The sequence below is a fragment of the Bdellovibrio sp. KM01 genome (genome assembly GCF_013752535.1).
In the GTDB taxonomy this organism is placed as follows: Bacteria; Bdellovibrionota; Bdellovibrionia; order Bdellovibrionales; family Bdellovibrionaceae; genus Bdellovibrio.
In genome coordinates this window covers 2679969-2702729 of record NZ_CP058348.1, presented here as the reverse complement: position 1 = coordinate 2702729, position 22761 = coordinate 2679969, and the positions used below count along the sequence as shown (strand labels likewise).

Annotated in this window: 25 protein-coding genes; 11 read left to right on the top strand and 14 right to left on the bottom strand. The window is 45.8% G+C overall.

Annotation, left to right across the window (positions count from 1 at the left end; all coding sequences use genetic code 11):
• The first annotated feature begins 26 nt into the window (after positions 1-26).
• Positions 27-908 carry an endonuclease I family protein gene (locus tag HW988_RS13135; RefSeq protein ID WP_181604696.1) on the top strand — a complete coding sequence of 294 codons (882 nt, stop codon included), beginning with the start codon at positions 27-29 and terminating at the stop codon, positions 906-908.
• Between the two features lie 50 nt (positions 909-958).
• Here the strand turns inward: HW988_RS13135 and HW988_RS13130 are convergent, their stop codons facing one another.
• Complete coding sequence (locus HW988_RS13130) at positions 959-1459, bottom strand: transposase (protein WP_220128738.1); 501 nt, start codon at positions 1457-1459, stop codon at positions 959-961.
• Between the two features lie 509 nt (positions 1460-1968).
• Between HW988_RS13130 and HW988_RS13125 the strand changes: the two genes are divergently transcribed.
• Entirely contained in the window at positions 1969-2331 is a 363-nt protein-coding gene (locus tag HW988_RS13125; protein ID WP_181604694.1) for a hypothetical protein, read from the top strand.
• A gap of 64 nt (positions 2332-2395) precedes the next feature.
• Here the strand turns inward: HW988_RS13125 and HW988_RS13120 are convergent, their stop codons facing one another.
• Both HW988_RS13120 and HW988_RS13115 read right to left on the bottom strand, forming a co-directional pair.
• Positions 2396-2860, bottom strand: coding sequence for a hypothetical protein (locus HW988_RS13120; RefSeq protein WP_181604693.1), 465 nt, complete (start codon positions 2858-2860; stop codon positions 2396-2398).
• Entirely contained in the window at positions 2860-3303 is a 444-nt protein-coding gene (locus tag HW988_RS13115; RefSeq protein ID WP_181604692.1) for a hypothetical protein, read from the bottom strand. Before HW988_RS13115 ends, HW988_RS13120 begins: the two co-directional genes overlap by 1 nt.
• Positions 3304-3710: 407 nt before the next feature.
• Here HW988_RS13115 and HW988_RS13110 point away from each other — a divergent pair, with 407 nt between their 5' ends.
• Entirely contained in the window at positions 3711-4016 is a 306-nt protein-coding gene (locus HW988_RS13110) for an RNA-binding protein (RefSeq protein WP_181604691.1), read from the top strand.
• A gap of 71 nt (positions 4017-4087) precedes the next feature.
• A complete protein-coding gene (locus tag HW988_RS13105; RefSeq protein WP_181604690.1) occupies positions 4088-4558 on the top strand; it encodes a peptidylprolyl isomerase in 471 nt (156 codons plus the stop codon).
• Positions 4559-4627: 69 nt separating this feature from the next.
• On the opposite strand, the gene pruA is transcribed toward HW988_RS13105, so the two are convergent.
• From pruA to HW988_RS13090, 3 genes are all read right to left on the bottom strand, one after another.
• Positions 4628-7579 carry an L-glutamate gamma-semialdehyde dehydrogenase gene (pruA, locus tag HW988_RS13100; protein ID WP_181604689.1) on the bottom strand — a complete coding sequence of 984 codons (2952 nt, stop codon included), beginning with the start codon at positions 7577-7579 and terminating at the stop codon, positions 4628-4630.
• Between the two features lie 113 nt (positions 7580-7692).
• Positions 7693-8280 carry a fumarylacetoacetate hydrolase family protein gene (locus HW988_RS13095; RefSeq protein WP_181604688.1) on the bottom strand — a complete coding sequence of 196 codons (588 nt, stop codon included), beginning with the start codon at positions 8278-8280 and terminating at the stop codon, positions 7693-7695.
• On the bottom strand, positions 8277-8768 hold the full coding sequence (locus HW988_RS13090) for a phosphoglycerate mutase family protein (RefSeq protein ID WP_181604687.1): 492 nt from the start codon (positions 8766-8768) through the stop codon (positions 8277-8279). Before HW988_RS13090 ends, HW988_RS13095 begins: the two co-directional genes overlap by 4 nt.
• An 86-nt stretch (positions 8769-8854) precedes the next feature.
• Here HW988_RS13090 and HW988_RS13085 point away from each other — a divergent pair, with 86 nt between their 5' ends.
• Entirely contained in the window at positions 8855-9754 is a 900-nt protein-coding gene (locus HW988_RS13085; protein ID WP_181604686.1) for an Hsp33 family molecular chaperone HslO, read from the top strand.
• A 158-nt stretch (positions 9755-9912) separates the two neighbouring features.
• Positions 9913-11109, top strand: a complete 1197-nt coding sequence (locus HW988_RS13080; protein WP_181604685.1) for a HAMP domain-containing sensor histidine kinase — start codon at positions 9913-9915, stop codon at positions 11107-11109.
• On the opposite strand, the gene HW988_RS13075 is transcribed toward HW988_RS13080, so the two are convergent.
• The 3 genes from HW988_RS13075 to HW988_RS13065 all read right to left on the bottom strand — a co-directional run bounded on the left by HW988_RS13075 (position 11106) and on the right by HW988_RS13065 (position 13726).
• Positions 11106-12023: a hypothetical protein gene (locus HW988_RS13075; RefSeq protein WP_181604684.1), complete on the bottom strand. Its 918-nt coding sequence runs from the start codon at positions 12021-12023 to the stop codon at positions 11106-11108. The two genes, HW988_RS13080 and HW988_RS13075, sit on opposite strands and share 4 nt — an antisense overlap.
• The gene (locus HW988_RS13070) at positions 12023-12487 is read right to left on the bottom strand and encodes a hypothetical protein (protein WP_181604683.1); all 465 of its coding nucleotides are present in this window, start codon (positions 12485-12487) and stop codon (positions 12023-12025) included. Before HW988_RS13070 ends, HW988_RS13075 begins: the two co-directional genes overlap by 1 nt.
• A 243-nt stretch (positions 12488-12730) precedes the next feature.
• A complete protein-coding gene (locus HW988_RS13065; protein WP_181604682.1) occupies positions 12731-13726 on the bottom strand; it encodes an isocitrate/isopropylmalate dehydrogenase family protein in 996 nt (331 codons plus the stop codon).
• A gap of 309 nt (positions 13727-14035) precedes the next feature.
• On the opposite strand from HW988_RS13065, the gene HW988_RS13060 reads away from it, so the two are divergent.
• The 3 genes from HW988_RS13060 to HW988_RS13050 all read left to right on the top strand — a co-directional run bounded on the left by HW988_RS13060 (position 14036) and on the right by HW988_RS13050 (position 15420).
• On the top strand, positions 14036-14644 hold the full coding sequence (locus HW988_RS13060) for a matrixin family metalloprotease (protein ID WP_142700952.1): 609 nt from the start codon (positions 14036-14038) through the stop codon (positions 14642-14644).
• A gap of 111 nt (positions 14645-14755) precedes the next feature.
• Complete coding sequence (locus HW988_RS13055) at positions 14756-14998, top strand: hypothetical protein (protein WP_181604681.1); 243 nt, start codon at positions 14756-14758, stop codon at positions 14996-14998.
• Between the two features lie 122 nt (positions 14999-15120).
• Positions 15121-15420 carry a helix-turn-helix transcriptional regulator gene (locus HW988_RS13050; RefSeq protein ID WP_255490012.1) on the top strand — a complete coding sequence of 100 codons (300 nt, stop codon included), beginning with the start codon at positions 15121-15123 and terminating at the stop codon, positions 15418-15420.
• A 49-nt stretch (positions 15421-15469) separates the two neighbouring features.
• On the opposite strand, the gene HW988_RS13045 is transcribed toward HW988_RS13050, so the two are convergent.
• From HW988_RS13045 to HW988_RS13035, 3 genes are all read right to left on the bottom strand, one after another.
• Complete coding sequence (locus HW988_RS13045) at positions 15470-16753, bottom strand: hypothetical protein (RefSeq protein WP_181604680.1); 1284 nt, start codon at positions 16751-16753, stop codon at positions 15470-15472.
• Between the two features lie 32 nt (positions 16754-16785).
• On the bottom strand, positions 16786-17112 hold the full coding sequence (locus HW988_RS13040; protein ID WP_181604679.1) for a hypothetical protein: 327 nt from the start codon (positions 17110-17112) through the stop codon (positions 16786-16788).
• 396 nt (positions 17113-17508) lie between these two features.
• Positions 17509-17826, bottom strand: coding sequence for a hypothetical protein (locus HW988_RS13035; protein ID WP_246845652.1), 318 nt, complete (start codon positions 17824-17826; stop codon positions 17509-17511).
• 183 nt (positions 17827-18009) lie between these two features.
• On the opposite strand from HW988_RS13035, the gene HW988_RS13030 reads away from it, so the two are divergent.
• Both HW988_RS13030 and HW988_RS13025 read left to right on the top strand, forming a co-directional pair.
• Entirely contained in the window at positions 18010-18867 is an 858-nt protein-coding gene (locus HW988_RS13030) for a PBECR2 nuclease fold domain-containing protein (protein ID WP_181604678.1), read from the top strand.
• A 3-nt stretch (positions 18868-18870) separates the two neighbouring features.
• On the top strand, positions 18871-20040 hold the full coding sequence (locus HW988_RS13025; protein WP_181604677.1) for a sugar MFS transporter: 1170 nt from the start codon (positions 18871-18873) through the stop codon (positions 20038-20040).
• Positions 20041-20133: 93 nt separating this feature from the next.
• On the opposite strand, the gene HW988_RS13020 is transcribed toward HW988_RS13025, so the two are convergent.
• Positions 20134-20889: a hypothetical protein gene (locus HW988_RS13020; RefSeq protein ID WP_255490011.1), complete on the bottom strand. Its 756-nt coding sequence runs from the start codon at positions 20887-20889 to the stop codon at positions 20134-20136.
• Positions 20890-21440: 551 nt separating this feature from the next.
• Positions 21441-22484 (bottom strand): hypothetical protein, encoded by a 1044-nt coding sequence (locus HW988_RS13015; protein WP_181604676.1) that lies wholly within the window; start codon positions 22482-22484, stop codon positions 21441-21443.
• Positions 22485-22761: the final 277 nt, after the last annotated feature.

Genomic DNA, 22761 nt, shown 5'->3' with positions numbered 1-22761 from the left:
CCCCCTTTACCGAATGGTGGACCCGAATGAAGCTAACCCAGCTCATTAAGTCAGTGATTGTGTTTTCCACATTGTTTTTCGTTGGCGCTGCTTATGCGGCTCAAACGTCCCAAGCGATTCCATATTATGGAGTTGAGTTCTATCAAGACCTGGCATCTGGTAAAACCGATGCAGATCTCATCTACAGAATTAAATCAGTCCTGCGCAGCTATCACATCCCTCAAGATGGTGACTACGATATGATCGTTTCTGATTGCCAAGCGGCTAAGGGCTGCTACGCGCACACGAAAATCGGGTATAACGGCGCACGCGTTTGGTTGATGGGCAAATTCTATTTGGCTTACGATCAAAACTCTCACACTTATTCAGTTAAAGACTTTTACTGCGATAACTATAAAACTCGCGCAGATTTCCGCAGCAGAGGTGCGCCGGCTCCAGGTTCCATCCCTGACAACACTGTGGTGAACGTAGAGCACACATGGCCTCAAAGCTTGTTCAGCCGACGTTTCGATAAAGACACGCAAAAATCTGACCTTCACCATTTGTTCCCGACGGATTCTCAATTGAACTCGATCCGTGGCAACCAATGGTTTGGTGAAGTGAAATCCGACACGCAGACCTTGAAATGTAAAGCATCCCGCTTTGGTATCGGTGATGGCGACCGTGACGAGATTTTCGAACCACCTCAAAGTCACAAAGGTCACGTGGCACGCGCCCTGTTTTATTTCTCTCTTCGCTACGATCTGCCGATTCCACCAGATGAAGAAGCCATTCTTCGCAAATGGAACCGCGAAAATCCGCCAGACGATGAAGAGCTAGATCGCAATAACAAGATCTTCGAAGCTCAGTACAACAGAAACCCGTTCGTAGACTATCCAACTCTAGTGGACTCAATTCACGACTTCTAGTTCTGAATGGACTTAAAAATAAAGAAGCTCACCCAAAAGGTGGGCTTTTTTTATTGGGGCGGCGGGGGCCATTCTTGGTGGGTTAGGATCCCGATTCTGGGGATGACTTGCAGATCTCTTAGTAAATCCAGCGATACATAATTTTTCAGTACTTGCTTGGCTTTTTCGAGCACGGCGGTGAAGGGGCGGAAGTCCCAGAATTTTTGTGCGTTCTTTTGATGTCTGTTTGCGCCGGTAAATTTAAGCGCGATAGCTCCGGTCAGGGATCTGATGAATGGGGTGTAGCTGTCCTTGCTGTGCAGCCGGAGGGTGAGGTGCAGGTGATTGCCGCCGTTCGCGAAGGCTTCGATTTTAATTTTATATTTTCGGGCGAATTGTCGGCACAGATATTCGACCTGCTTCCAGTTTTTAAACTTTCGAAAACTGAGTGAACCCTTGGCTTGGCTTGATCGCAGAACCACGTGAAGTGGTTTTGTGGTGCTCAAAGGTCGACGGCAACGATAACGCGCTTTTTTAAACAGCGTGCCGCCGTGGGCTTGAGTCGATTGCAATCTGGGGTCCTCGAAAAGCGATCTTTGCATGAACGATGGTATATTAAAGTACTTCAAGCGTGGCAACTAAGTTGTTGGAAAGACTATTGAATGATTTGATTTTAGGAAGCTGCGAGTAAAGTTTTACTTCAAGAGTTCCAGGGAGGGTTTTTGAATAGTGAGATGGCTGAAAAAAGAGGGGTCAATGTGCGGCCTTAAAAAATCTTAAAAAAAGTGGCATAACACGCTTGCAATGTGTACCACAACAATGTCTAATTATTTCTACGGGAGGGGTGATACCAAGGAAGGTACTCGGGTGCATGATGTGCTCACCTCTATTTTTATACGAGATTATAAAGGCCGGAACTAATGTTCCGGCCTTTTTCTTTTTAAGCTCAACCATTCCACGAATATCCTTCTCACGTCCTCTTTGAGGGAACGCTATTCCTCAGGCTTAATCTTTTGAAAGGTGACCCCAGGCCTCACAGTGGGTATTTCTGCTCAACGAAACATTGTGGAGGATCAGTCCAATGAGACTTTTGGCAATCGGTTTGGTATTGTTTGGTATCGGTTCTGAAGCTATGGCGGCAGGCATAAATTGCAAAAATGAAGCAGCAGGTCACGCTTTGACTCAGATGATCGGGGAGATCGTTAAGGCCGATAAAAACGTCTCCTTGTATAAATTCAAGGCAGACCGTCCAACAACAGACGATGCTATAGAGTTGGCAAACGGGGATGTTAAGGAGACCTACACAGTAACAGTATTCCTTTATAAGGGAGCGACTGATGAGGATATCGAGCTTCCGCTAAACCGCACGGTCCGTGTTGATATTTTGAATACGAAAGCGGGTGCTTGCCAGCTTCACAAAACCTATCGCTCCAGCGGCGAATAGGGCCTTTAAAACCCTTAGGATTTAAAAATAAAAAACCCGCTTTTTACAGCGGGTTTTTTATTGGTTAGTTTGCTTGTCCCAAGTGCCAGTTTCCGTAGGAATCAAGGACTGGCGTGTCCTTATGGGGCTTTTGGCCGTCATTCAGCCACAGCAGGGCTTCGGAAATCAGCTCATAGTCCTTAATGTAGGTTGGAGTATGAATAGCGAAGCCAAAAAATGATTTAGAAAAGTCGATGCTGTCGTCTTTGTTGGCTTCCGTTCTAAAACAATTAAGTTTTTGAGCCAGCTTGTTGCTGAAGTCTTCAACGGAAATTTCCGGTGATTCTTTGATGATGTTCTCAATAAGTTGCAGCTGTCTTGGCGTGAACTTCGTGCAGTATTGCCAGTTGGAACCGACTCTTTTCTTATTGATGATTTTGGCTAAGCGATTCATTTCAGTCACTAGATCCGCTTTAAACTCTTTCGGAGTGACAGACGCGTGAACTTGGAAACCGATCAAAAGTGTCGTGATTAGGATAAGCTTTTTCATTATTTAACCTCGTGCAAAGTGATGCTGTCTAAGAGCTTTTCTTTGCCATCAATAGGGCGGTGAGTGAGATCTCTTAGGGTTGCGCGAACCAATTCAATATCCATCCAAAAAGCTTTTGTATTCGTCAGGATACCCCAGCCTTCGCGCTTAAGCTGTGGGAAAGCGATCGGGTAGCATTTAAGCTCATCCGACAGTTTCGTCAAAAACTCTTCTGTGGTTTGTTCAGAATTTTCACGAACGATATTTTTAATGGTTTGAACCTGAGTGTTACTTAGGCCTGTGCAGTACGGTCTTTTTTGAACGGCGATTCGATCCTGATTGGTAAATACCAGGCGACGGTTCATTTGCGCTACGTAGCTGTCCACGAACTCGTCTACTGACACCGAAGCCCGGGCTTGGGATCCCAGAATCATGGCAAAAGCTAAAAGTAAAAGGTGCTTCATAAAAGAGGTCCTCTTTCCAATGGAATACACCGTTTTAAGGTATCTGTATTGGTTCGTAAAGAGGGTGGGGGCGGGTCTGAACCTTTTGCCCGAGTGTACTGAAAATTGGCAGGGGCCCGGGTGGGGGGGCATTTAGCGTTTAATTGGCTTACAAGATAAAGTGCCAGCGCGGAGTGCGTCAGCAGGAAGAGGACAGCTCATGGGTTTTGGCTATCTGGTTCTCCGACGATCTCAAAGTCGTCAGTATCGATCTCCCTGAGGGAGAGCACCTTCGATTTGGCAAATATTAAACTTAGGTGGATTTTGGGATGCGTGTTAGGGTGCGCTTAGTTACTGCTAATTTCGAGTCCATGTTCAATTCTGTTCATTCCCTCCAAAGTAGCGCTCAAGCCTTTAGGAGGTAATAAATGAGTAAAAAACTATATGTCGGTAATCTTCCCTATTCTGCAACTGATCAGTCATTGGCTGATGCTTTCGCTGAGTGCGGAAACGTTGAATCTGCAAAAGTAATCATGGATCGCGAAACAGGTCGCAGCAAAGGTTTTGCTTTTGTTGAGATGTCCACTTCTGAAGAAGCAGCTGAGTCTATCAAACGCTTCAACGGTGCTCAGTTGGACGGTCGCGCTGTGACTGTGAACGAAGCGAAACCGCAAGAGCCACGCACGGGTGGTGGTGGATCTCGTGGGGGTTACAACTCTCGCCGTTCTTACTAAGACAAATACAATTCAATTTGATTTAACCGGCCCTTTAGGGGCCGGTTTTTCTTTTTTCAGAAGGGATCCGCATGAATGTACAGGTTATCTCTTTCAACTGCCTGCTTAAGAATAAAACAGGTCAACTCATCAGCTCTACTTTCAATCGCGAGGTTTTGACCTCTGTCGCACACACGGACTCCATCTTAATGGGGCTTTCCAAGGGACTTCAGAATCTGAAAAAAGGCGAAAAAAGAACGATCGCTGTTTCCGCTGAAGAAGCTTATGGTTTCTATGACCCTAAAAAAGTTATTTTATTTCCAAAAATGAAATTGCCTAAGAATTTGCGTGTCGGCCAACCTATTTCCATCGTTGGCAAAAGTGGAACTATTCGTAACTATATAGTTTTGCAGTTTCATGACGGCATGGTCAGCCTGGATGGCAATCATCCCTTAGCGGGACAGGATCTGATATTTGAAATCGAAGCTTTGGAAGCTCGAGACGCGACACCTGAAGAAATTCATGAATCTTTGAATGTCGTTTCAACTCAATTACTTCATTAATAAAAAAAGCCGATCGGTTAGGATCGGCTTTTTTCAGAAGGGGTACGCCCCGTAACAAATGGGGCGTGCCTATTCGCCTTCAGCTGGAGCAAAACCACGACGAAGCGTATTTTCTGTTACAGCAGCAGGTTCCATGTATTGTTTGATATAGTCAGGGCCACCGGTTTTAGAGCCGATACCAGACATTTTAAAGCCGCCGAATGGGTGACGATCAACCATGGCACCGGTGATACCGCGGTTGATGTACAAGTTGCCGACTTCGAACTCTTCTTTCACGCGAGCGATGTTCGCAGGGGATCTGGAGAACATGCCACCTGTCAGAGCGTACTCTGTGCTGTTAGCGATTTCGATCGCTTGATCCAAATTTTTCGCTTTGATTACCGCGACAACGGGTCCAAAGATTTCCTGCTGTGCTAGTTTCGCATCGCCTGGAACGTCGCCGAAGATTGTCGGGGGAACATAGAAGCCATTGTTCGGTGCCACACCTTTGAACAAAAGCTTATTCGTTTTTTCGCCTTCAGCGATGGTGTGCATGATGCGCTCGTAAGCTTCTTGGTCCACAACGGGGCCCATGTAGGCTTTTGGATTTTCAGCAGATTTCACCTCGATAGAGCGGGCGGCTTCAACCAGGCGTTCTGTGAAACGATCATAAACTTCTTCAAGTACGATCACGCGGCTGGCAGCTGAACATTTTTGTCCCGAGAATCCAAACGCCGAGTAAAGAACTCCGTCGACTGCTTCATCAAGGTCCGCATCGTTATCGATGATGACAGCGTTCTTACCGCCCATTTCGATAATGCATCTCTTGACGTGCTGTTGGCCGGATTGCACCATCGAAGCTCTGTTCAAAATGTGTAGACCCACAGCTTTTGAACCAGTAAAGGCGATCGTCGTCGTGAATTTATGGTTCACGATGTATTCGCCCACTTCTTCACCCAAGCCTGGAAGGAAGTTCACAACACCTGCGGGGAAGCCAGCCTCAACGATCATTTTCATCAAACCCCAAGCAACCACTGAAGATTGCTCTGCGGGTTTCATCACCACAGTATTTCCTGTCACAGCCGCAGCCGTCACCATGCCAGCCATGATAGCTAGCGGGAAGTTCCAGGGAGCGATGACTGCCGTCACACCACGTGATTTATAGATGTAATGAGAAAGTTCGCCTGGCAAGCCACCCACGCGAAGTGGTTTTTGAAGGTTGCGCATGTCGCGTGCGTAGTATCGACAGAAGTCGATCGCTTCGCCCACGTCCCCATCAGCTTCCGCCCATGGTTTACCAACTTCCAAAACTTGTTCCGCAATCAATTTAAAACGATCACGTTGCATGAGGTCCGCAAGTTTATCAACCAAAGCGGCACGTTGTTCCGCAGGAACATTCTTCCAAGTTTTGTAAGCGGTTTGGGCGGCTTGCATGGCTTGTTCTGCTTGCTCGATTGTGGCCATGTGGATTTTACCGACAACTTGCGAACTTTCAGAAGGGTTCACACGATCAAAGATCTTTGCAGATGTTTGTTCTTTGTTGTTGATCATCACAGGTACGTTGACGGGAAGGGAAGCACGCAAAGTCGCGATGGATTTTTCCATTTTCTCGCGGTCCGCTTTGACAGCGAAATCCAAAAGCGGTTCGTTGTAGAACTTGCCTGGCTTTTTCGGGAGAGTCGCGGAAGTTGGAGTCAAACCACTTGCAGGATCTTTCAAAAGTTCCGCGGTGGTTTTGTTATCAGCGAATTTTCCACGCAACCATGATTCATTCGAAGAGTTCTCAAGCAAGCGGCGAACGAGATACGCCATACCTGGAATCAATTCTCCCACCGGAGCGTATTCACGCATACGGTAGCCCATCTCTACGATGGTTTTTTTGATCGGCTCGGCCATTCCGTAGAGCATTTGGAATTCCAAAGCGTCTTTAGGAATATTTAATTGCTCAGCGTAAATCATACAAGCGGCGATTGTTCTTACGTTGTGAGACGCAAAAGCCGGGCGGATGTATTTGATGTTTTCCAGGAAGTATTTTGCGCACACTTCATAGTTCGCATCAGATTCAGCTTTGTTGGTGTAGACCGGAACCGGCCAGCCACGCTGTTCCGCTTCGATTGTTTCGTAATCCCAGTAGGCGCCCTTAACCAGGCGGACCCAGAATGGAGTGCCACGTTTTTTTGCGAAGTCCGTCAGCATTTTGACGTCTTCGAAAGAATCACGCAGATATGCCTGGATCACGATTCCAAAGAATTTGTAGTTTTTGAATTCGTCTTCATTGATAAGCTCTGTGTACGCTTCCAACGTCAGGTGCTTAACGGAGTATTGCTCCATATCCAAATTGATGAAGACACCTTTTTGCATACCCAGACGGAAAATAGGGCGCATGCGATCTTTTAGGATTTTTTTAGATTCATCCCAAGCCGAGTCTTTGATTTGCGAGTACAGTGCCGTCATTTTCACAGACACGTTCACTTTTGGAATTGCACCTTCATGATCGCGATCGATTTGAGGAACTTCATCCCATTTTTCAGCGTCTTTTGCGAGCCACTCGATAAGCTCAATGCATTTGTTTGAATATTCTTGCGCTTCTTTTTCAGACAAGATCGCTTCGCCCAAAATGTCGACTGTGAAAGTCATTTTGTTTTTGCGCGCTTTTTTCAGTACCGGCAAAGCATCATCTGGGTTTTCACCTGTGATGAACATTTGCGCCATGCCGACAACGTTCTTCTTAATCGCGCCGGCCATCAAGCCCGGAGCCAACGAGCCCAATCCAAGACCCACGTTGAATACGGGAGGAAGTTTTCCGCCGTCTTCAGCGAAGTATTCCTTCAAGTGGCGAGCCACTTCGTCGCCCGAGTTGATAGAAGGAAGCACGTCCACGAAACGGAACATGTTGGTTTTGAATTTTTCATTTTTCATACTCCATTCCATGATGGAGCCGTACCAGAAATCTTTGGAGAAGATGGAAGCCTTGGATTGGCCTTCCATACGTTTCATGATCTCTTCGCCACGAGTGACGATCTTCGATTGGATATCGTTCATAACTAAGCCTTTGTGTGCGAGCGAAAAGGGCCCGCAATTCTTCAATATGATTGCGTGGAATATTCGCTCTACAGGCTTAGATTTTCAAGGAAATTAGATGGAGCGGGCGCGCGCTATTTAACGGTCCATTTGTGAGTGATTTTCCCCACAATTTCCGCCACCAAGACATCGCCAGGTTTCACGGGCCCAACTCCTGCGGGGGTTCCAGTTAAAAGCAGGTCTCCGGCCACAACAGGGAAGTATTGACGCACATAGTCTATTTGCTCTTCATAGGAGAAAATCATAAGTGACGTATTGCCGTTTTGGCGAAGCTCGCCGTTGACCATCAGTTTGATGTCGATTTTCCGAAGCTCATCCAAATCTCCCACGGGGAAGAAATTTGAAATCGGACAAGCTTCAGTAAAACTTTTTGCCAAGGTCCAAGGTTGGCCTTTGGCTTTTAGCTTCGATTGTAAGGTGCGTTCGGTTAAATCCAAAGCCACACAGGCTGCGGAGATCTGCAAGTTTTCATCAAATTGCAAAGCGATCTCCACTTCGTGATGAACATCCGTCGCCCATTTCGGCAGATGTATTTCCGAGTGAGCTATGGTCGCACAGCTGCCAGCTTTCAAAAATACTAATGGCTCCGTTGGAACCTCATTACCCAATTCTTTCGCGTGTTCGACATAGTTGCGCCCGATGGCCCAGATATTTTGAATCATGTGGAAACCTTTTTCAGTTCAAGAAATTTAAACATTCCGTCTTTGGAAATTTCAAAACCCACGCACTGACAAGGTATCCAGTGGCTAAAGCGGTCGTCTGACAAATCCGTTTCGCTGGGGATGACCGCCATGGCTTCAATAACCCAGTCATAGTGCGAGCACATGTAAATCACATCATTTTCCGCTTCCGTGGCTTTTTCCAAAAGGTTGGAAATGCGTCGACGAAAGATCTGCAAGGACTCATCGCCTTGTTGTTCCAAAAGAGCTTCCTGGTCTACCAAGGGCAACTTAAGTTGTTCTGACAGAGGACGAAAGGTGCTGTGAGTCCGTTTTCGTGGGGAAACCCAAAGCTGAGTGGGTTTTGGCATTTCATTTTTAAGTACTAAATCCAAAAGAGTCGACGCCTGACCATGGCCCTCGGGAGTCAGGTCGGGATCTCCAGAGAAATCCATGGCTTTTTGGGCGTGGCGAAAGATATAAATCTTCATAATACGGCTCTGCTATTGAAGCTTGAATTTATAGTGACGCTTTGTTAGTTTCGGCTGTTATTTTCTATCTATTTTGGGAGTTTGTCATGGGTAAAGAACGTGTTCACCGCTTTGTCTCCAAAGATCTGACAGTGCGTATCGCTGCAGTCAATGCAACGGAAGTTGTTCGACACATGCAGGATCTACAAGATACCTATCCTTTGGCGACAGTAGCAGTTGGCCGCGGTATGGTGGGAGCCTTGTTGATGGCATCACACTTGAAGGATGGGCAACAGGTCGGTCTTTTGTTCCGTGGGAATGGTCCTTTGAGCAGCGTCTATGCAGAGGCAAGCTATGAAGGTCATGTGCGTGGTTACACACCAAATCCACACTACCAACCTGAAAATTACGACAATGGCTTGAGCCTAAAAAAAGCGATCGGTATCGGTCTTTTGACAGTGGCTCGCCACCAACCCTTCCAAAAACAACCCTTCCAGGGAACTGTGGAACTGGTGAGCAGTGAAATCGGCGACGACATCGCTCACTATTTACACCAATCCCATCAAATTCGTTCTTTGGTTTCTTTGGGCGTGTACCTGGATCAAAACGGAAAAGTCCAATCTGCAGGTGGAGTCATGATTGAAGTGATGCCAGGTGTGGAAGAAGACATGGTTGAAAAAATCATTTCTAATTACGAATCGAAAAAACCAAACATCTCAAAAATGTTGAACGAAGGTGCGACTTGTGTCGACCTGGTAGCTCCCTTCATGGAAGGCATTCCTTACGAAGAAGTTGAGCATAACTATACTGTTGAATACTCTTGCCCATGCACGAAGGCTCGCGTGATCCGCGCGCTGGAAGCGATGGGGGAGGCAGAACTTCAAGATATGCTGGATAAAAAAGAAGAAGTCCACGTGACTTGCCAAGTGTGCGGCAAACCGTACGACGTTTCGCTCGAAGAAGTGCAGGATCTAAAAAATTTGTTACATCGTGAATCGATGAACTAAAAAAAAAGGGAGCTCAAGTAGCTCCCTTTTTTTTAGTCTCAGTATGAGACAACTCGTTTTGAGGCGTCATTCGATAAATGTCACTTGTTGATAGTTTTGGCGTCCAAATTCGCGGTGGTGGGCGACGGGGTGGAGCAGTCTTTGCTTTGTTTAGGGGTATGATAAAACCATCCTTAAACCTTATTAAACGCAGCTCTTGGCCCTGGATGTCGGCATTTATGGCGGCCATCCTGGCGATCTCTGTTCTTAGCTTCGTGGTTGAGGTTCGCCGTGCGCAAGGTGCGGTTGCCCAGTATTTTGCGATCTGGGAAGAGGACATTGCAAAGTCTTTGCTGGTAAAGCAAGATTCCACTTTGCTGGATAAAATCCTGGGGCAACTTAAAGAAGTTCATAGCTCGGTCGCACAGGTTTCTGTGAAACCACGTGATGGCATGTGTTCATTTGAAAATGATATTCCAATCACTTTGTTCTCGCTGCCCGCGGGGCAAGTGCAAGTTTGTTATTCGAGTGCGGATTTGGCCTTAAAAACAGTGTCTTCGCCGATCTTTTTGATTGGTATCTTTTTAGGTTTGGTTTTCGTTTCCTTTGGTTCAAGACGTGAACTTTTAAATCGTCTGCAAGAGCAAAAGCTGCAATCAGAACTGGATCGCAATAAAGAAATCTCTGAAATTTCCCGCCAGGTGGCGCACGATATTCGTGGACCTTTGATGGCGCTCACGACTTTAACTCAACTTTCTCACGAAATGAGTCATGAAAAGAAAGAACTTCTGGGACTTGCCGTGGGGCGTATTCGCGGAATCGCCGAAGATCTTTTGCAACGTGGCCGTGCTATGAAACAAGAAGATCAATCTGTGGCCCAGTCCGCCAATGCCAAGAAAACGGTGCAGGGTGCTGACGTGATACAGGTCGCAGACCGTATTTTAAAAGAATTTAGATTTTCTTATCCAAATATCGAGTTCACGTGGCATCAACATGTGAAGGCTGAAAAGTTGATTGTGCCTTTGGATGAAATCAAGTTGTTGCGAGTTTTGGGAAATATTTTGAATAATTCGGTTGAGGCGGCTCCGGAATCTGAAGCGAGTGTGAGTATTTCCCTGCTAGATCGCGATCAAAACTGGCTTTTACAAATCATGGACAACGGCAGTGGTATTCCTGAAGATATTCTTCCGCAATTAATGGAAGAAGGAAAAAGCTTCGGTAAAGAAAATGGCAATGGCCTGGGACTTTTTGATGCCCGCAAAGCTTTGCAAGCCGTCGGTGGTGATTTGCAACTTCGTTCTCGTGTGGGAGTGGGCACTCAAGTGATCATGATCATTCCAAAAATCACAGCACACACGACGGCAAAAATCTCTTAGTTTTCGATTTTAATTCCTAAAACATTTTCGATAGTCTTATCGTAGATATCTTTTTTCTTTTGCCCGGCACCTGCCGGGTCTTTTTTTCTGGCCATAGCCAAGTCCACAGTAAAGGCTCTAAAAAGATCTGATTCCTTATCTGTAGATGAAACATTGAAATGATATTCGCGGTCTTTGCAGTAAGCTGTCATTGCCACGGGGGCTTCCAATTTTTTGGCAGCTGTCAGTTGAATTTCAGACACGTTCAGAGTGGTGATTTTAGTTTCGAGAACAGACTCGGGGACGGCTTCGACATTTTCGATAGCACATGGAAATGTAATGACCAGGGGAGCCTTCTCACGAATACCCAGAGTTCCGGAAATTAGCATCGCCTCGGGTGACGTCTGAGGGATTTCCATTTTCGTAATGAGTAAACCCCAAGGATTTTCCAGAGTTCGTTCTGTGTCTTCAATTGCCAAATCCACAGCCACGTAAAGTTGATTAACTTTCCCCTGTTGTTCACTGATTTGCAAAGAGAGCAGGGCGCGGTACTGATTGCCGCCTTTATTGGTGAGTGACAGCAAAAGACTGCGTTGGTTCAAAGACTTGCTTTGAATCTTATCACGCAGGCGCTGTACTTCTTGGATGCGCTTTTCACGCAAACTTTGCGACATCAAAAAAGTCAAAGACGTCTGGGATTGCCAGAAGTTATTAGAGTCATAGGTAAAATAGCGATCCAGATATTGGCGCATGAAAGTGACTTTTTCCATCTCGCTCAGCTGAAAATTTTGGGGGCGATCTTTATCGGCCCCCGACATGTCTGTCGTGATCGCAATCACCCTTGGGTTTGATCTTAATTGCCAGTAAAGAACACTCACGACGGAGGCCCATAAAAAGCTCGCTGCAAATAAGATCTGCCAAAGATTTTTTTTCATCAGTCGTTCTTTTCAAGAGGCAGGATTTCAATCATCTGGTCGCGATGATATTTTTTGTTGGGACCTTCATCAACCCACTGATCAATTTTGTAGAGCTTGATTTTAGCTTTGCCGCTTTGGAAGTACTTTTTATCCGCTGCGCCTTTGGTTTCTTTTAGCAAAGTGGCAGTTCCGCTTTGAAAGAAATCCAGTTGTGCTTTCATCTTTTCATTTTCAAGACGAACCATATCCATATCATTTTTATCATTGAAATAGAAATTCGCGGCTACCGCTGCGACAACACCGACGATACCGCCCCAGTACATGGCATGAAGCTCGGCTCTCTCATCTTCGGGAGCTGTTGATGCCCCAATCACGGCGCCGACACCCACGCCGGCAAGAGTGGTCGCCAAGCGACTTTTTTGGTTGGTCGCACAGGCAGAGAGCAGGGAGCACACGCACAGAAGTAAAATCGATTTTTTCATGCCTTAATGCTAAGGATGTTTAGTCCAAGTGTTAAGTAAAAAAAAAGGCCTCTTAAGTTTTTCCTTAAGAGGCTGGCTGGTTTACGCTCCGACTTCGTCGGGCTGGTCTGCACTCCAACTTCGTCGGGCTGGTCTGCACTCCAACTTCGTTGGGCTGGTCTGCACTCCAACTTCGTTGGGCTGGTCTGCACTCCAACTTCGTTGGGCTGGTCTGCACTCCAACTTCGTTGGAGTAGGGGGCGACTACAGTTTTTGAATGATTGCATCAGTAAAGGACTGAGTTGTCCCTTTACCACCCAGGTCACCTGTACGAGCGTTGATATCAGACAATGCTGCAATCAAAGCTTTCATGATAGAGTCTGCCTTGCCGTGCTCACCAATGTGTTGAAGCATCATCACTGCAGATTGCAAAAGCGCTGTTGGGTTGGCTTTGTTTTGGCCTGCGATATCAGGAGCAGAGCCGTGAACAGCTTCAAAGATCGCAGCTTTTTCACCGATGTTTGCGCCCGGTACAACACCTAAGCCACCGACAAGGCCTGCGCACAAATCAGATAAGATATCACCGTACAAGTTTTCGGTAACGATCACGTCGAATTGTTGCGGGCGAGTTACCAGCTGCATACAGGCGTTATCTACGATAACGTCTTTCGTTGCGATATTTGGATACTGCCAGCCAACTTCTTGCGCGACTTTAAGGAACAAACCATCAGACATTTTCATGATGTTTGCTTTGTGCACGATGGCGACTTGTTTGCGACCTGTTTTTTGAGCCAAGTCATAAGCATAGCGAGCGATTCTTTCAGATCCACGACGAGTGATACGTTTGATAGACTCGGCCGTATTTTCATCAACCATGCGCTCGATACCAGCATAAAGGTCTTCGGTGTTTTCGCGCACAATCGTCAAATTTACGTCAGAACAAACGCACTGAACTCCCGGAAGAGAGCGAACAGGGCGTACGTTGGCGTAAAGATCGAATTTCTGTCTCATCGTAACGTTGATAGATTTGTGACCACCACCCACCGGAGTTGTCGTTGGGCCTTTGATTGCCAGGCGAGTTTTGTTGATGGAATCAACTGTGTTTTGAGGAAGAAGGTCGCCAAGTTTTGCCAGGGCGATCTCACCGGCTTGATGCTCTTCATATTCGAAGGGGGCATGCACGTGTTTTAGAACACGGATTACTTGGGTCATAATTTCGGGACCAATACCATCACCAGGGATCACAGTCAGTTTCATCATAGTTTGCCTTTCAGAATGCTCATTTTTACCAAGATTGGGCTCAAACCTCAATATATTGGTTTTAAAACTCCCCATTTGCGGCGGGAGGGTGGCAAAAACTTAGACACCTAAAATAGCAATAAATACAGATACTTAGTTGAGTTTTGGTGGGGTGACTGTGGCGTTAACAGCGGAGTGACCGTCTCATGCGCCGAATGCCAGAAAACGTAATTATTTAAAAAGTGTGGAATTTCAGTGGGTTAGTTCTGTCCCGGGGATGGAACAGGGTGGTCCTTTCTTTGTAATAGGTAACGACAGGAGGACTCGCTCATGTGGAAGTGGATTGGCGTTGCATCGCTAGTTGTTATGGCTTTGACCCTAGAAGCCTGTGCGCCGAAATCTCAGGACAGCTGTGGTTTTGTTCAGAATGCCTATGGTGAGCGCGTGTCGTGGAAGGCCGATGTGCCCGTGACGATGTACCTTCACGAGTCTGTTCCAGAACAATACGTGGCAGCCATCGTCAGTGCTGCCCAAACGTGGGAGCGCAACTCCGGTCGCAGACTATTTAATATCGTCACATCTCCTCGCATCACGGGTCCCAACAAGCCCATTCAAGACGGTAAAAACGTGATCTATTTCATGGATACCTGGGAAAACGACAAGCTTTCAGAGCAAGCACGGACAACTGTTTTGTGGAATGGTGACCAGATCAAAGAAACAGATATTCGCGTGAATACTAAATTTACGTTCTATTGGAACCAGGGCAAATCCAACTCTGCCGTGAACATTGAGGCTTTGGTGCTTCATGAAATGGGGCATGTTTTGGGACTCAAACATAATGATCAAGGTGCCTCTGTGATGGCGACTTACCTGAAAAACGGGGACGACCGTACGGAACTTGCCTCCCAGGATACAGTGGATCTGAAGTGCGAGTACTAGTGACTCAGCTTGTAAAAGTTTTATGTAAGTTTATTTAAGTTGAGAAGTCTTTTTTTAGAAATAGAATTTTATGTCGGCGCCTCCAAAGGTGCGCAGAATCAGGAGTTCACGATGAGAGTAGTAAATAAAAATGAGACAGTAAAAGTTGAAGAAAACGCAGTTACTGAATCATTCATGGACTCTTTTGTATCTTCTGAGCCCGTTGCACACACGAGTTACCACGAACTTTCTGATAAGCCTGTTCAAGAAGTCGATGCAATTACTCAATTGCACGCTAATCTCGAAATGCTTTACGATATACAAACAAGATTTAGTTTCGTTATGCGCGAAGTGCGTTATCTTTTGAAGGCCTAAACGCCGTTTAATTGAGCCTGACAAAATACTTACAAGTTTTTCATTACATTCAAACACATGTTAGATGACATATAAGAAATTTTCGCATTTGATGTTCTTCAGAGGAGAACTCCATGCAGGATATGATTAAGTCAACATGTGCACACGTATGTATCCCGACTGGCGGAATTCATCCTATCGTTCAACGCCAGTTCCAAAAGTGGGGTCTTACGAAAACCGAAGGTGACATCGGTCTGTTGCTGCTTAAGGGTCTCAGTCTGCGAGCTATTGCTCAAACTCGCGGAACATCAGAGACTACCGTCAGACAACAAGCATTGATTCTATACAAGAAAGCATCCGTAGAGGGACGTCATCAGTTAGCGGCTTACTTTCTTGAAGATCTTCTGAATCCTTGCCAAGTGCCTAAGTTCGAGCTGTCATAAGGGACCATCCGGTCCCTTTTTTTATTTCTTTTGTTCTGCGTGTGTTGAATTAGGCTTTGCGGCTAAAGCCGGTGGCTGAACCTTTTGGGATCGTATAAACCACGAAGTCGCCATCGCGTTCTCGGGTCATGCCTTCGGCGATAATGGGTTTGTCGAAATTAAATTCTTCACGGAAAGTTTGAAAACTGCTGGAGCTCACGGCTTTGGATTCGTCTTCAACTTTATCTTTAAATGCACGCTGACCAGCGACGATGGCTTTGTCTTTTTGAATGTTCACGCGCACAGCATCTTTTTCATGTTCAGGTACGAATGCTCTTAGAACATAAAAGTTTGAGGACTCCTGAAGAACGCTGCCACGGTTTTCGACTTTATAAAAAGGATCGTTTTCTTTTGCCTGGTATTTGCCAGCTTCCTTCACGAATTCCGCACGGGTAGCAGCTAGTTCCTTGGCATACATTTCTTCTTGGATGCTTAAAGACTCGCGGTTGGCGGCATTGTTTTTAACGTATGTACTTTGGAAGTGGTCGTGCTGATTTTTAAGCTCTTTTTCGTAAGCTTTTTTATTCTGCATAACCCGTTGGCTATACTGGGAGTTCAGATTTTTTTCTTTGCTGTCCCATTGCTGCTGATTTTTTTCATAGCGTTTTTCGGCATCCGCATCAGAACGAGCTAGCTTCTTTTCTTGAATCTGTTGTTGAGCAGCGATTTTGCCTTCACCACGCTCGCGAACTTCTGCGAATTCTTTTTCTTGCTTTACGCGCAGATTTTCCTGAACGTTTTTGCCACGCTCAACTTCATTGTTGATGGCTTTTTCATTGGAAGCGCGTTGATTCTCAAGTCGTTTATCGGCAAACGAACTGATCTCTTTCATGTCCTTGTTGTAGCGTTCTTTGGCGTTTTGCACGTCGGTCGCAGATTTTTCGCGAATCGCACCGATCTGATTTTGCGCATAGTCTTGGGTTTCTTTGATTTTTTTACCCGAGTCCTCTTGAACAATCGCTAGCTGTTGCTGGCGTTTGTCGCGGGTCTCGTTCAATTTTTCATCGTAGGACTTTTGCAGGTTCGCAGTGCGCGAGTTGTAATTTTCCGTAAGCTTCTGACGTTGCTCGACAGAATCATCGACCATTTCTCTTTGGCGCTGACGGATGTGATTGATCGCAGCTTCATTGCTTTCACGCACATTTTCTTTTTTTTCAGCGTAATGGCCGCGCAGCTCTTCTAACTGATCTTCATTTTCTTTGCTGATCTGTTTTTTCTTACGATTGAATTCCGTCTGAAGTTCATTCAGCTCGGCTTGTTGAGATTTACGCGTAGAATTGTCGATAGATGACATATCTACTAGTGTATCAAAAAGAGGCAATTCGATTAAGGTGCTGGACTGTCTGAAGAGGGAATCTGGCCTTTCGGGTTGGGGCAGTGGGGAGTCATTCCACCAGTCCTGCCATAACAACGCCAGGTATCGATGTAAGTCACTTCTTCGTCGGCAGCGACGGGATAGAAATAACGATATTGAACGTGGTCCAGGGTGCTTTCGACCAGACGAAAGCCTTGGTCGCCCTCGGCGGAAGCGTTTGCGGCAGCTCCCGCAGGGGCGCGCTTGCTGATCTTTAAAACGAAAACGCGGTACTCAGCGTGACTGAGAACCGGGCTTAAGAAAATAAAGAAAGCCGATAAGAGACGTCGATATTTCACAATACCCCTTATCGGCTTTGCGGTGGGAAAACATTATGGAATGGGAATTTCGCAGGTAACGCATCCAATGCGCATGGCTTTCGCCGTTCGTGCATCCTGCAAGTGCGGCGAATTTAACTTAAGAGCCGTCGTGGTACTTAGTTTCATAACGATAGAATAGCATCGGAATTCCGCGTTGCATTATTTTTCGATCTCGATGTCGAATTAGGACTCTAAGAAATCGACAGAAATTTGAAGATCTCAAAAATCGCCAGAAATGTTTTGAAAAGTGGAAAGGTATTAAACACTTTCCCTTGGGAATGTGTCAGATGTGAGGAGGTTGCTATGGCTTTAAGCAAAAGCAATGCAGCTCCGTCGGTGCGGAGCTAAAAAAAATCCGTTTTTGTGAAACGGATTTTAGTGGGAGTGTTCGTGATTGGCGCGAACTGTATTTTCAACAATATGAAAATACGCTCTGACAAGCATCTGGTAGCTTTCTGAGTCCAAGGCTTGCAAGTACGCCATTTTCTCGAAATAGGTTTTTTTCGCAATGAGTTCCGTCATCACGTCTTGGACCTTTTTCATTTTGTCGAAGCTGTAGAAGTCTTTGTCGTCTGTGACTTCTTTAAGAACATTCGCGATGGTCGTGTTATCAAACAACACGTGAACCCCCATCGCAGAATGAGAGAGAAGAGCCTCCATACGTTCAAGACTAGTTTCTTCTAAATTAGCCAAGATCGCCTCCTTGCGCCTTGATAGGACCATAATTTACAGCTCAACATATTTTCGATGGTGAGGAAGAAATCTAAGAGTTGCAAGGGGAAAAAAACGAGGTCATGACGGGCCTTGTCGTGTCAGATTTTTTTCCTGTTGTTGCGAGGCAAGATTTCTCTCAATAATAGGCAATAAGGAGCCACGATGGCCAAAGCAAAAACTCGTCCTGTAAAAGCCAAATCTATCACTGAAAAAGAGTACATTGTCGTTGATGAAAAAGCCGGTCTGATCTTTGAAACCGAACAAGATCTGTATGGCTATTTTGAAACGATGATTAAAAAGTTTCAGGATGAGTATCAATCTTATCGGACTCCTGATGACTTCTCTGACGAAGATCAAATGTCCCGCGAAAATTATTTGGAGTCCACATTGGATGATCCAGATGAAGTTTGGATGGATAACTCGGCTTCCGATGATTACGCGGTTTATTATTTTATCCGTGAGTTCGAAGAGGGGGCGACGGCCTTTAAGTACATCGCTATTGGTTATATGGCGGAAGAGGAAGAATACCCAACCTTCGTGTTCATGCATTTCCCAACCCGCGACTCCCATGTTTGGCATCAGTATCAAAAGCAAGAGATGGTCTATGACCGTGGTTATGCTGAAGCTTCTGAAGGCGCGATTGAGGGCGATGCGATGCTAGAGGGCGATCCTTTGGCGGTGGGTCTTTATCAGGCGATGATGAAAGTGCGCACGGACAAAGACATCCCTCAGGATAAGTTTCAAGAGTTTGCGGAGCTTCGTGAAGAAACCATTGAATCCGCCGATGAAATCTGGAGAAAAACTGATACTGAAGGTCACGTTCTGGTGAGCTTTATTAAAGAATTCCCGGATCATGAAACTAAAGATTTGGTTTATGTTGCTGTCACTCAAGAAGATGAAGAAACCAATGTTCACTCGTTGTTATTCTCATTCCCGACAAACGATGAAGCTTTGGTCGATCGCTATCGCCAAGGTGAAAACTTACAGGCTGAAGAAGTAAGCCAGGAGTCTTCGCACTAACCAATGATTTGGCCTTATATCATCCTGTCCTATATTAGTTTATTCGTGTTTGGTCTGAGCGATAATGTGCGAGGACCTTTATTCCCCGAGATTATGAAAGAATTTGCAGTGAACGACTCCATGGGATCATGGATGTTCGCTTTAAGTTCCATCTCTGGCTTTCTTTCAAGCTATCTTGCCAGACATTTGCTGCGACGTTTTGACCGCTTAACAGTGTTAAGGGGCGGGGCGATTGCCTTAATCATCTCTTTGGTGGGGCTGGCAACAGCACCTCATTTTTATGTGTTCCTGGTGTTCTCGCTTTTTTTCGGTATGAGTTTGGGGATTGTAGGACTGATTCCCAACGTCCTGGTTTCTTTGGGCTCCAGCGAAGAGCGTAAGCAACAGCTGTTATCGGGTCTGCATGCGATGTATGGGGTGGCAAGTTTTTGCTCTCCTTTGATTGCAGCCTCTGTTGAATATTTGACGGGGAGCTGGCGCTGGACATTTGGAAGCATCACGATCGTGCCGTTGTTTTTGTTGATTTATACCTTCCACGGCAGCCACGAAAATTTGCATCAAAAAGCGGAGTTCGTTCCAGAGAATCATAAACTCAACAAAGCCCGTAATTTTAAGCCACAGATGTTTTTGGCATTGATGGTGAGCTTCTGTGTTTGTGCCGAGATCATGATTTCATCACGTTTAGCTCTCTTCATGCGCAGAACCGCGAACTATGATATGGAGCACTCAAGTCTTTATGTGACGTACTTCTTTGTCGGTATGCTGACGGGAAGATCTTTGTTCGCCTTGATTAAGTTTCCGATCAGTTTGCGTGCTCAGCTTTCGATTTCTTTGGTGTTGACGGCCCTTTGTACTTTTGGCGGTATCTATTTGCATCCTGTGTTTTTGCCTATCGCAGGTTTCACGGTCGCGCCATTTTATCCTTTGGCGATCACGTGGATATCGACAAAGTTTCCGACGGATCTTGATTCCGCAGTTTCGTATATGATGGCAACGGATTCGATGATGCTAGTGGGAATGCATTTGATGGTGGGGCACTTTACCGATAACAACGGTATTGCATTTGCGATGCTCTTGGGTCCCATCTATTGCTTCTTGTCGTTTCTTCTGGTGAACAGCTACGAATATTTCTTTGAGCGCCATCAGCCACAGGATGACTCCAACATCGCCTGAAAAGGAAAACGCCAACCTAGGGGGGGGGCCAGGTTGGCGTCTGTTTTTGGGGGTGATTTCAATTTACTCCGACACTGTCGGAGTGCTTCCGACTTAGAAGCAAAAGTTTTGTGCCATGCTTTGGAACTGAGAAGTCGTGTATCCGGTGCTTCTGTAAGAATAGAACGGGTGAAGCTGTTGCAATACACCAGCGCGAGCAGCGCCAGATGATTCAACCGCATAAGCATTTGGGTTTGCAGAGAACAGTGGCAGAAGTCCATTGATCTCATTCACGGATTTATTAGTCGAAGAGTTGTAAACCGAAACTTTCAAAGCATCATACTCACCATTCGTATCTTTAAGGTTCGCAAGAATAATCACGCGACCAAAGAAGGAAGTAGGCGAAGAGTAGCCCATCGAAAGAGCCATCGCAGAGATATCAGTCCATTTGATGGAAGTACCCCAGTTCGTAAGAAATTTTTTAGTTTGAGAATCATAAAGAGCCACCGGAACCGCAGAAGAATCCAAATAAGTAGAGCCATTTGAATTAGCCAACCATTTCCAAAAAGCGATATAAGAAGTACCAGAAGCAAAATCAGTTGGCAGAGCTGTAAGCTTCAACCAAACAAGATCCATACGGTAAGAGTTACCTTCCGTATAAGCCATTTGACGAACCGCCAAATTTGTACCCGAAGTAGAGTTGCAAACAGCAAGAGCCTTAGAATCCGACTCAGACACAGAAGAAATAACACCACGGCTAGCCAAATCTGTCGATTGTGCACCAGATGATCCACACGCCGTCATAAGCGCCGCACCTGCAACCAACATCGTAACCATCAAATATTTTTTCATTGTAGTGATCGTATTCATAAAGCCCCCTTGCACACTGTTCACAAGACATAAGAGCAACATGAATGCCATAACTCACAATGAAACAACAAATTAACCCAAACAATTCCAACAACTTAAACCCTACAAATTTCTCCTAAAATCCCAATCTCAATCCAATACGCCGAACGTGCCCAGAAACGGCAGCCACCCCACGTCCCCATTCTCAAAGTGAAGCAAATTGAAATCCCAAAAAACCAGTTTTGTTAATTCAATCGTTTCTCGATCGAAGCCAAATCTTCTCAAAGGGTCTCTTGTTTTTGCGCGAACGTATCAACCCGAATCACCAGCAAGTCTCCTTGGGGAGCCCCCGCATGCAGCGACCTCCGTGGGCGCATGGATGCGCGCACCCGCCAAAGGCGGGCCACGGCTGAGCCACGATGGCGTGTCGCGGAATGCGGGGGCTCCCCAAGGAGACTTGCGGGTCGAACCGAATTAAAACGAAAGGGAAAAAAAAGAAACCCTCCCCGGAATGGGAAGGGTTTTAGGGAAAATCCGTTTTATTAATAAAACGTGTTTTAAGAGTTTTTCAATTACATCGCGCAACGATAGTCTGCTGAGTAGGAACCGTTTGGCAATGAAGAAGTGAAGGTAACAATTTTACCGCTCACTGAGTAACCAGTCGTGATCGCAACACCCGATGAGTTTTTCAACACGAAGTCGATTTTACCATCGTTGTCAGAGTCAATTGGATTACAGCTTAAAGAAATCGATCTTGCCAAAGACACTGCGGCATTACCAGCATTCGATAAGATGGAAGTATAATCCGAAGCACATACTGAACCAAGCACTCCACCAGTCATATTAGCCAGTGAGGAAGTGATAGGAGCATATGAAGCCGTCGAGCATGAAGAGTCGGATGGTGCTTTTACAATAGAGTCCACCATCATAACTTTTTCAGAACCGAATTTCGTCTGAACCATGCTGATCAAGTTTGACGGTTGTGATTTTTTAGTATCAGCAGAACTAGAAGGGCAGTTACCGTTACTGCACTCGTCTTCGTCCGAGATAATAATCACAACTAAATTGGAATCTTTACGGAAGAAGGCCGCATTTTCAGAGCGCTCCATGGATCTATAGATGTTGTTGATAGGGCGTTCATCACCACTACCGTTCGCACCCAATTTGATAGCGTCAGCAAGTGCAGCTTGAGCTGCAGTGTCCGTTGTATCGCCTTTTTTAAGGAACGAGCGGTTCAACATGGGACGGAATTGTCCGTCACCCCAAGGTTGGTTTGCACCACTGGAATCAACGGTATTGACTCGAGGATCTGTCGTCGTCAAAGCGACCTGCCAGCTCAAGCCAGACACCAGATTCATGAAGCCATTAATTTTAGAAGACATATTTGCTTGTTCTTCAAGCATGGAAGGAGAGTTGTCGACAACGAACAAGATATCGATGTTCGCGTTCTCCTTAATATCGAAGTTTTGCGACAAACCTCGAGAAGGGATAATTGAGTCCGTTGCATCAGAAGTAGACGATGCGGATGTGGACTGTGAAAAACTCATGTCTTGCGGAGCACATGCGGATAAAGCAGCTAGTGAGAGAATCGAGATGATTGCATTTGTCTTTTTCATATTAACCCCTATGCGAGGGTCTATTGCATCGGATGTGCCAACCCGAGAGGGCCTAAAATCGTCGCCGGTGTATACATGAGTAACACTGTAAAAAGAGTAGTTAACATTTCCAACAATTCTCATTTTATGAAGTCAATGAAACGTACTTTCTCGAGACGGGCCTTCTGTTTTCACTAGGAATTTCAAGAGGGAACCGTCGAACACTTAACATAAGAAAGAAAAATACGATGGATTCTGTCTCAGACTGAATCAGCATCGTATTTTTTCTTTTGTTCAA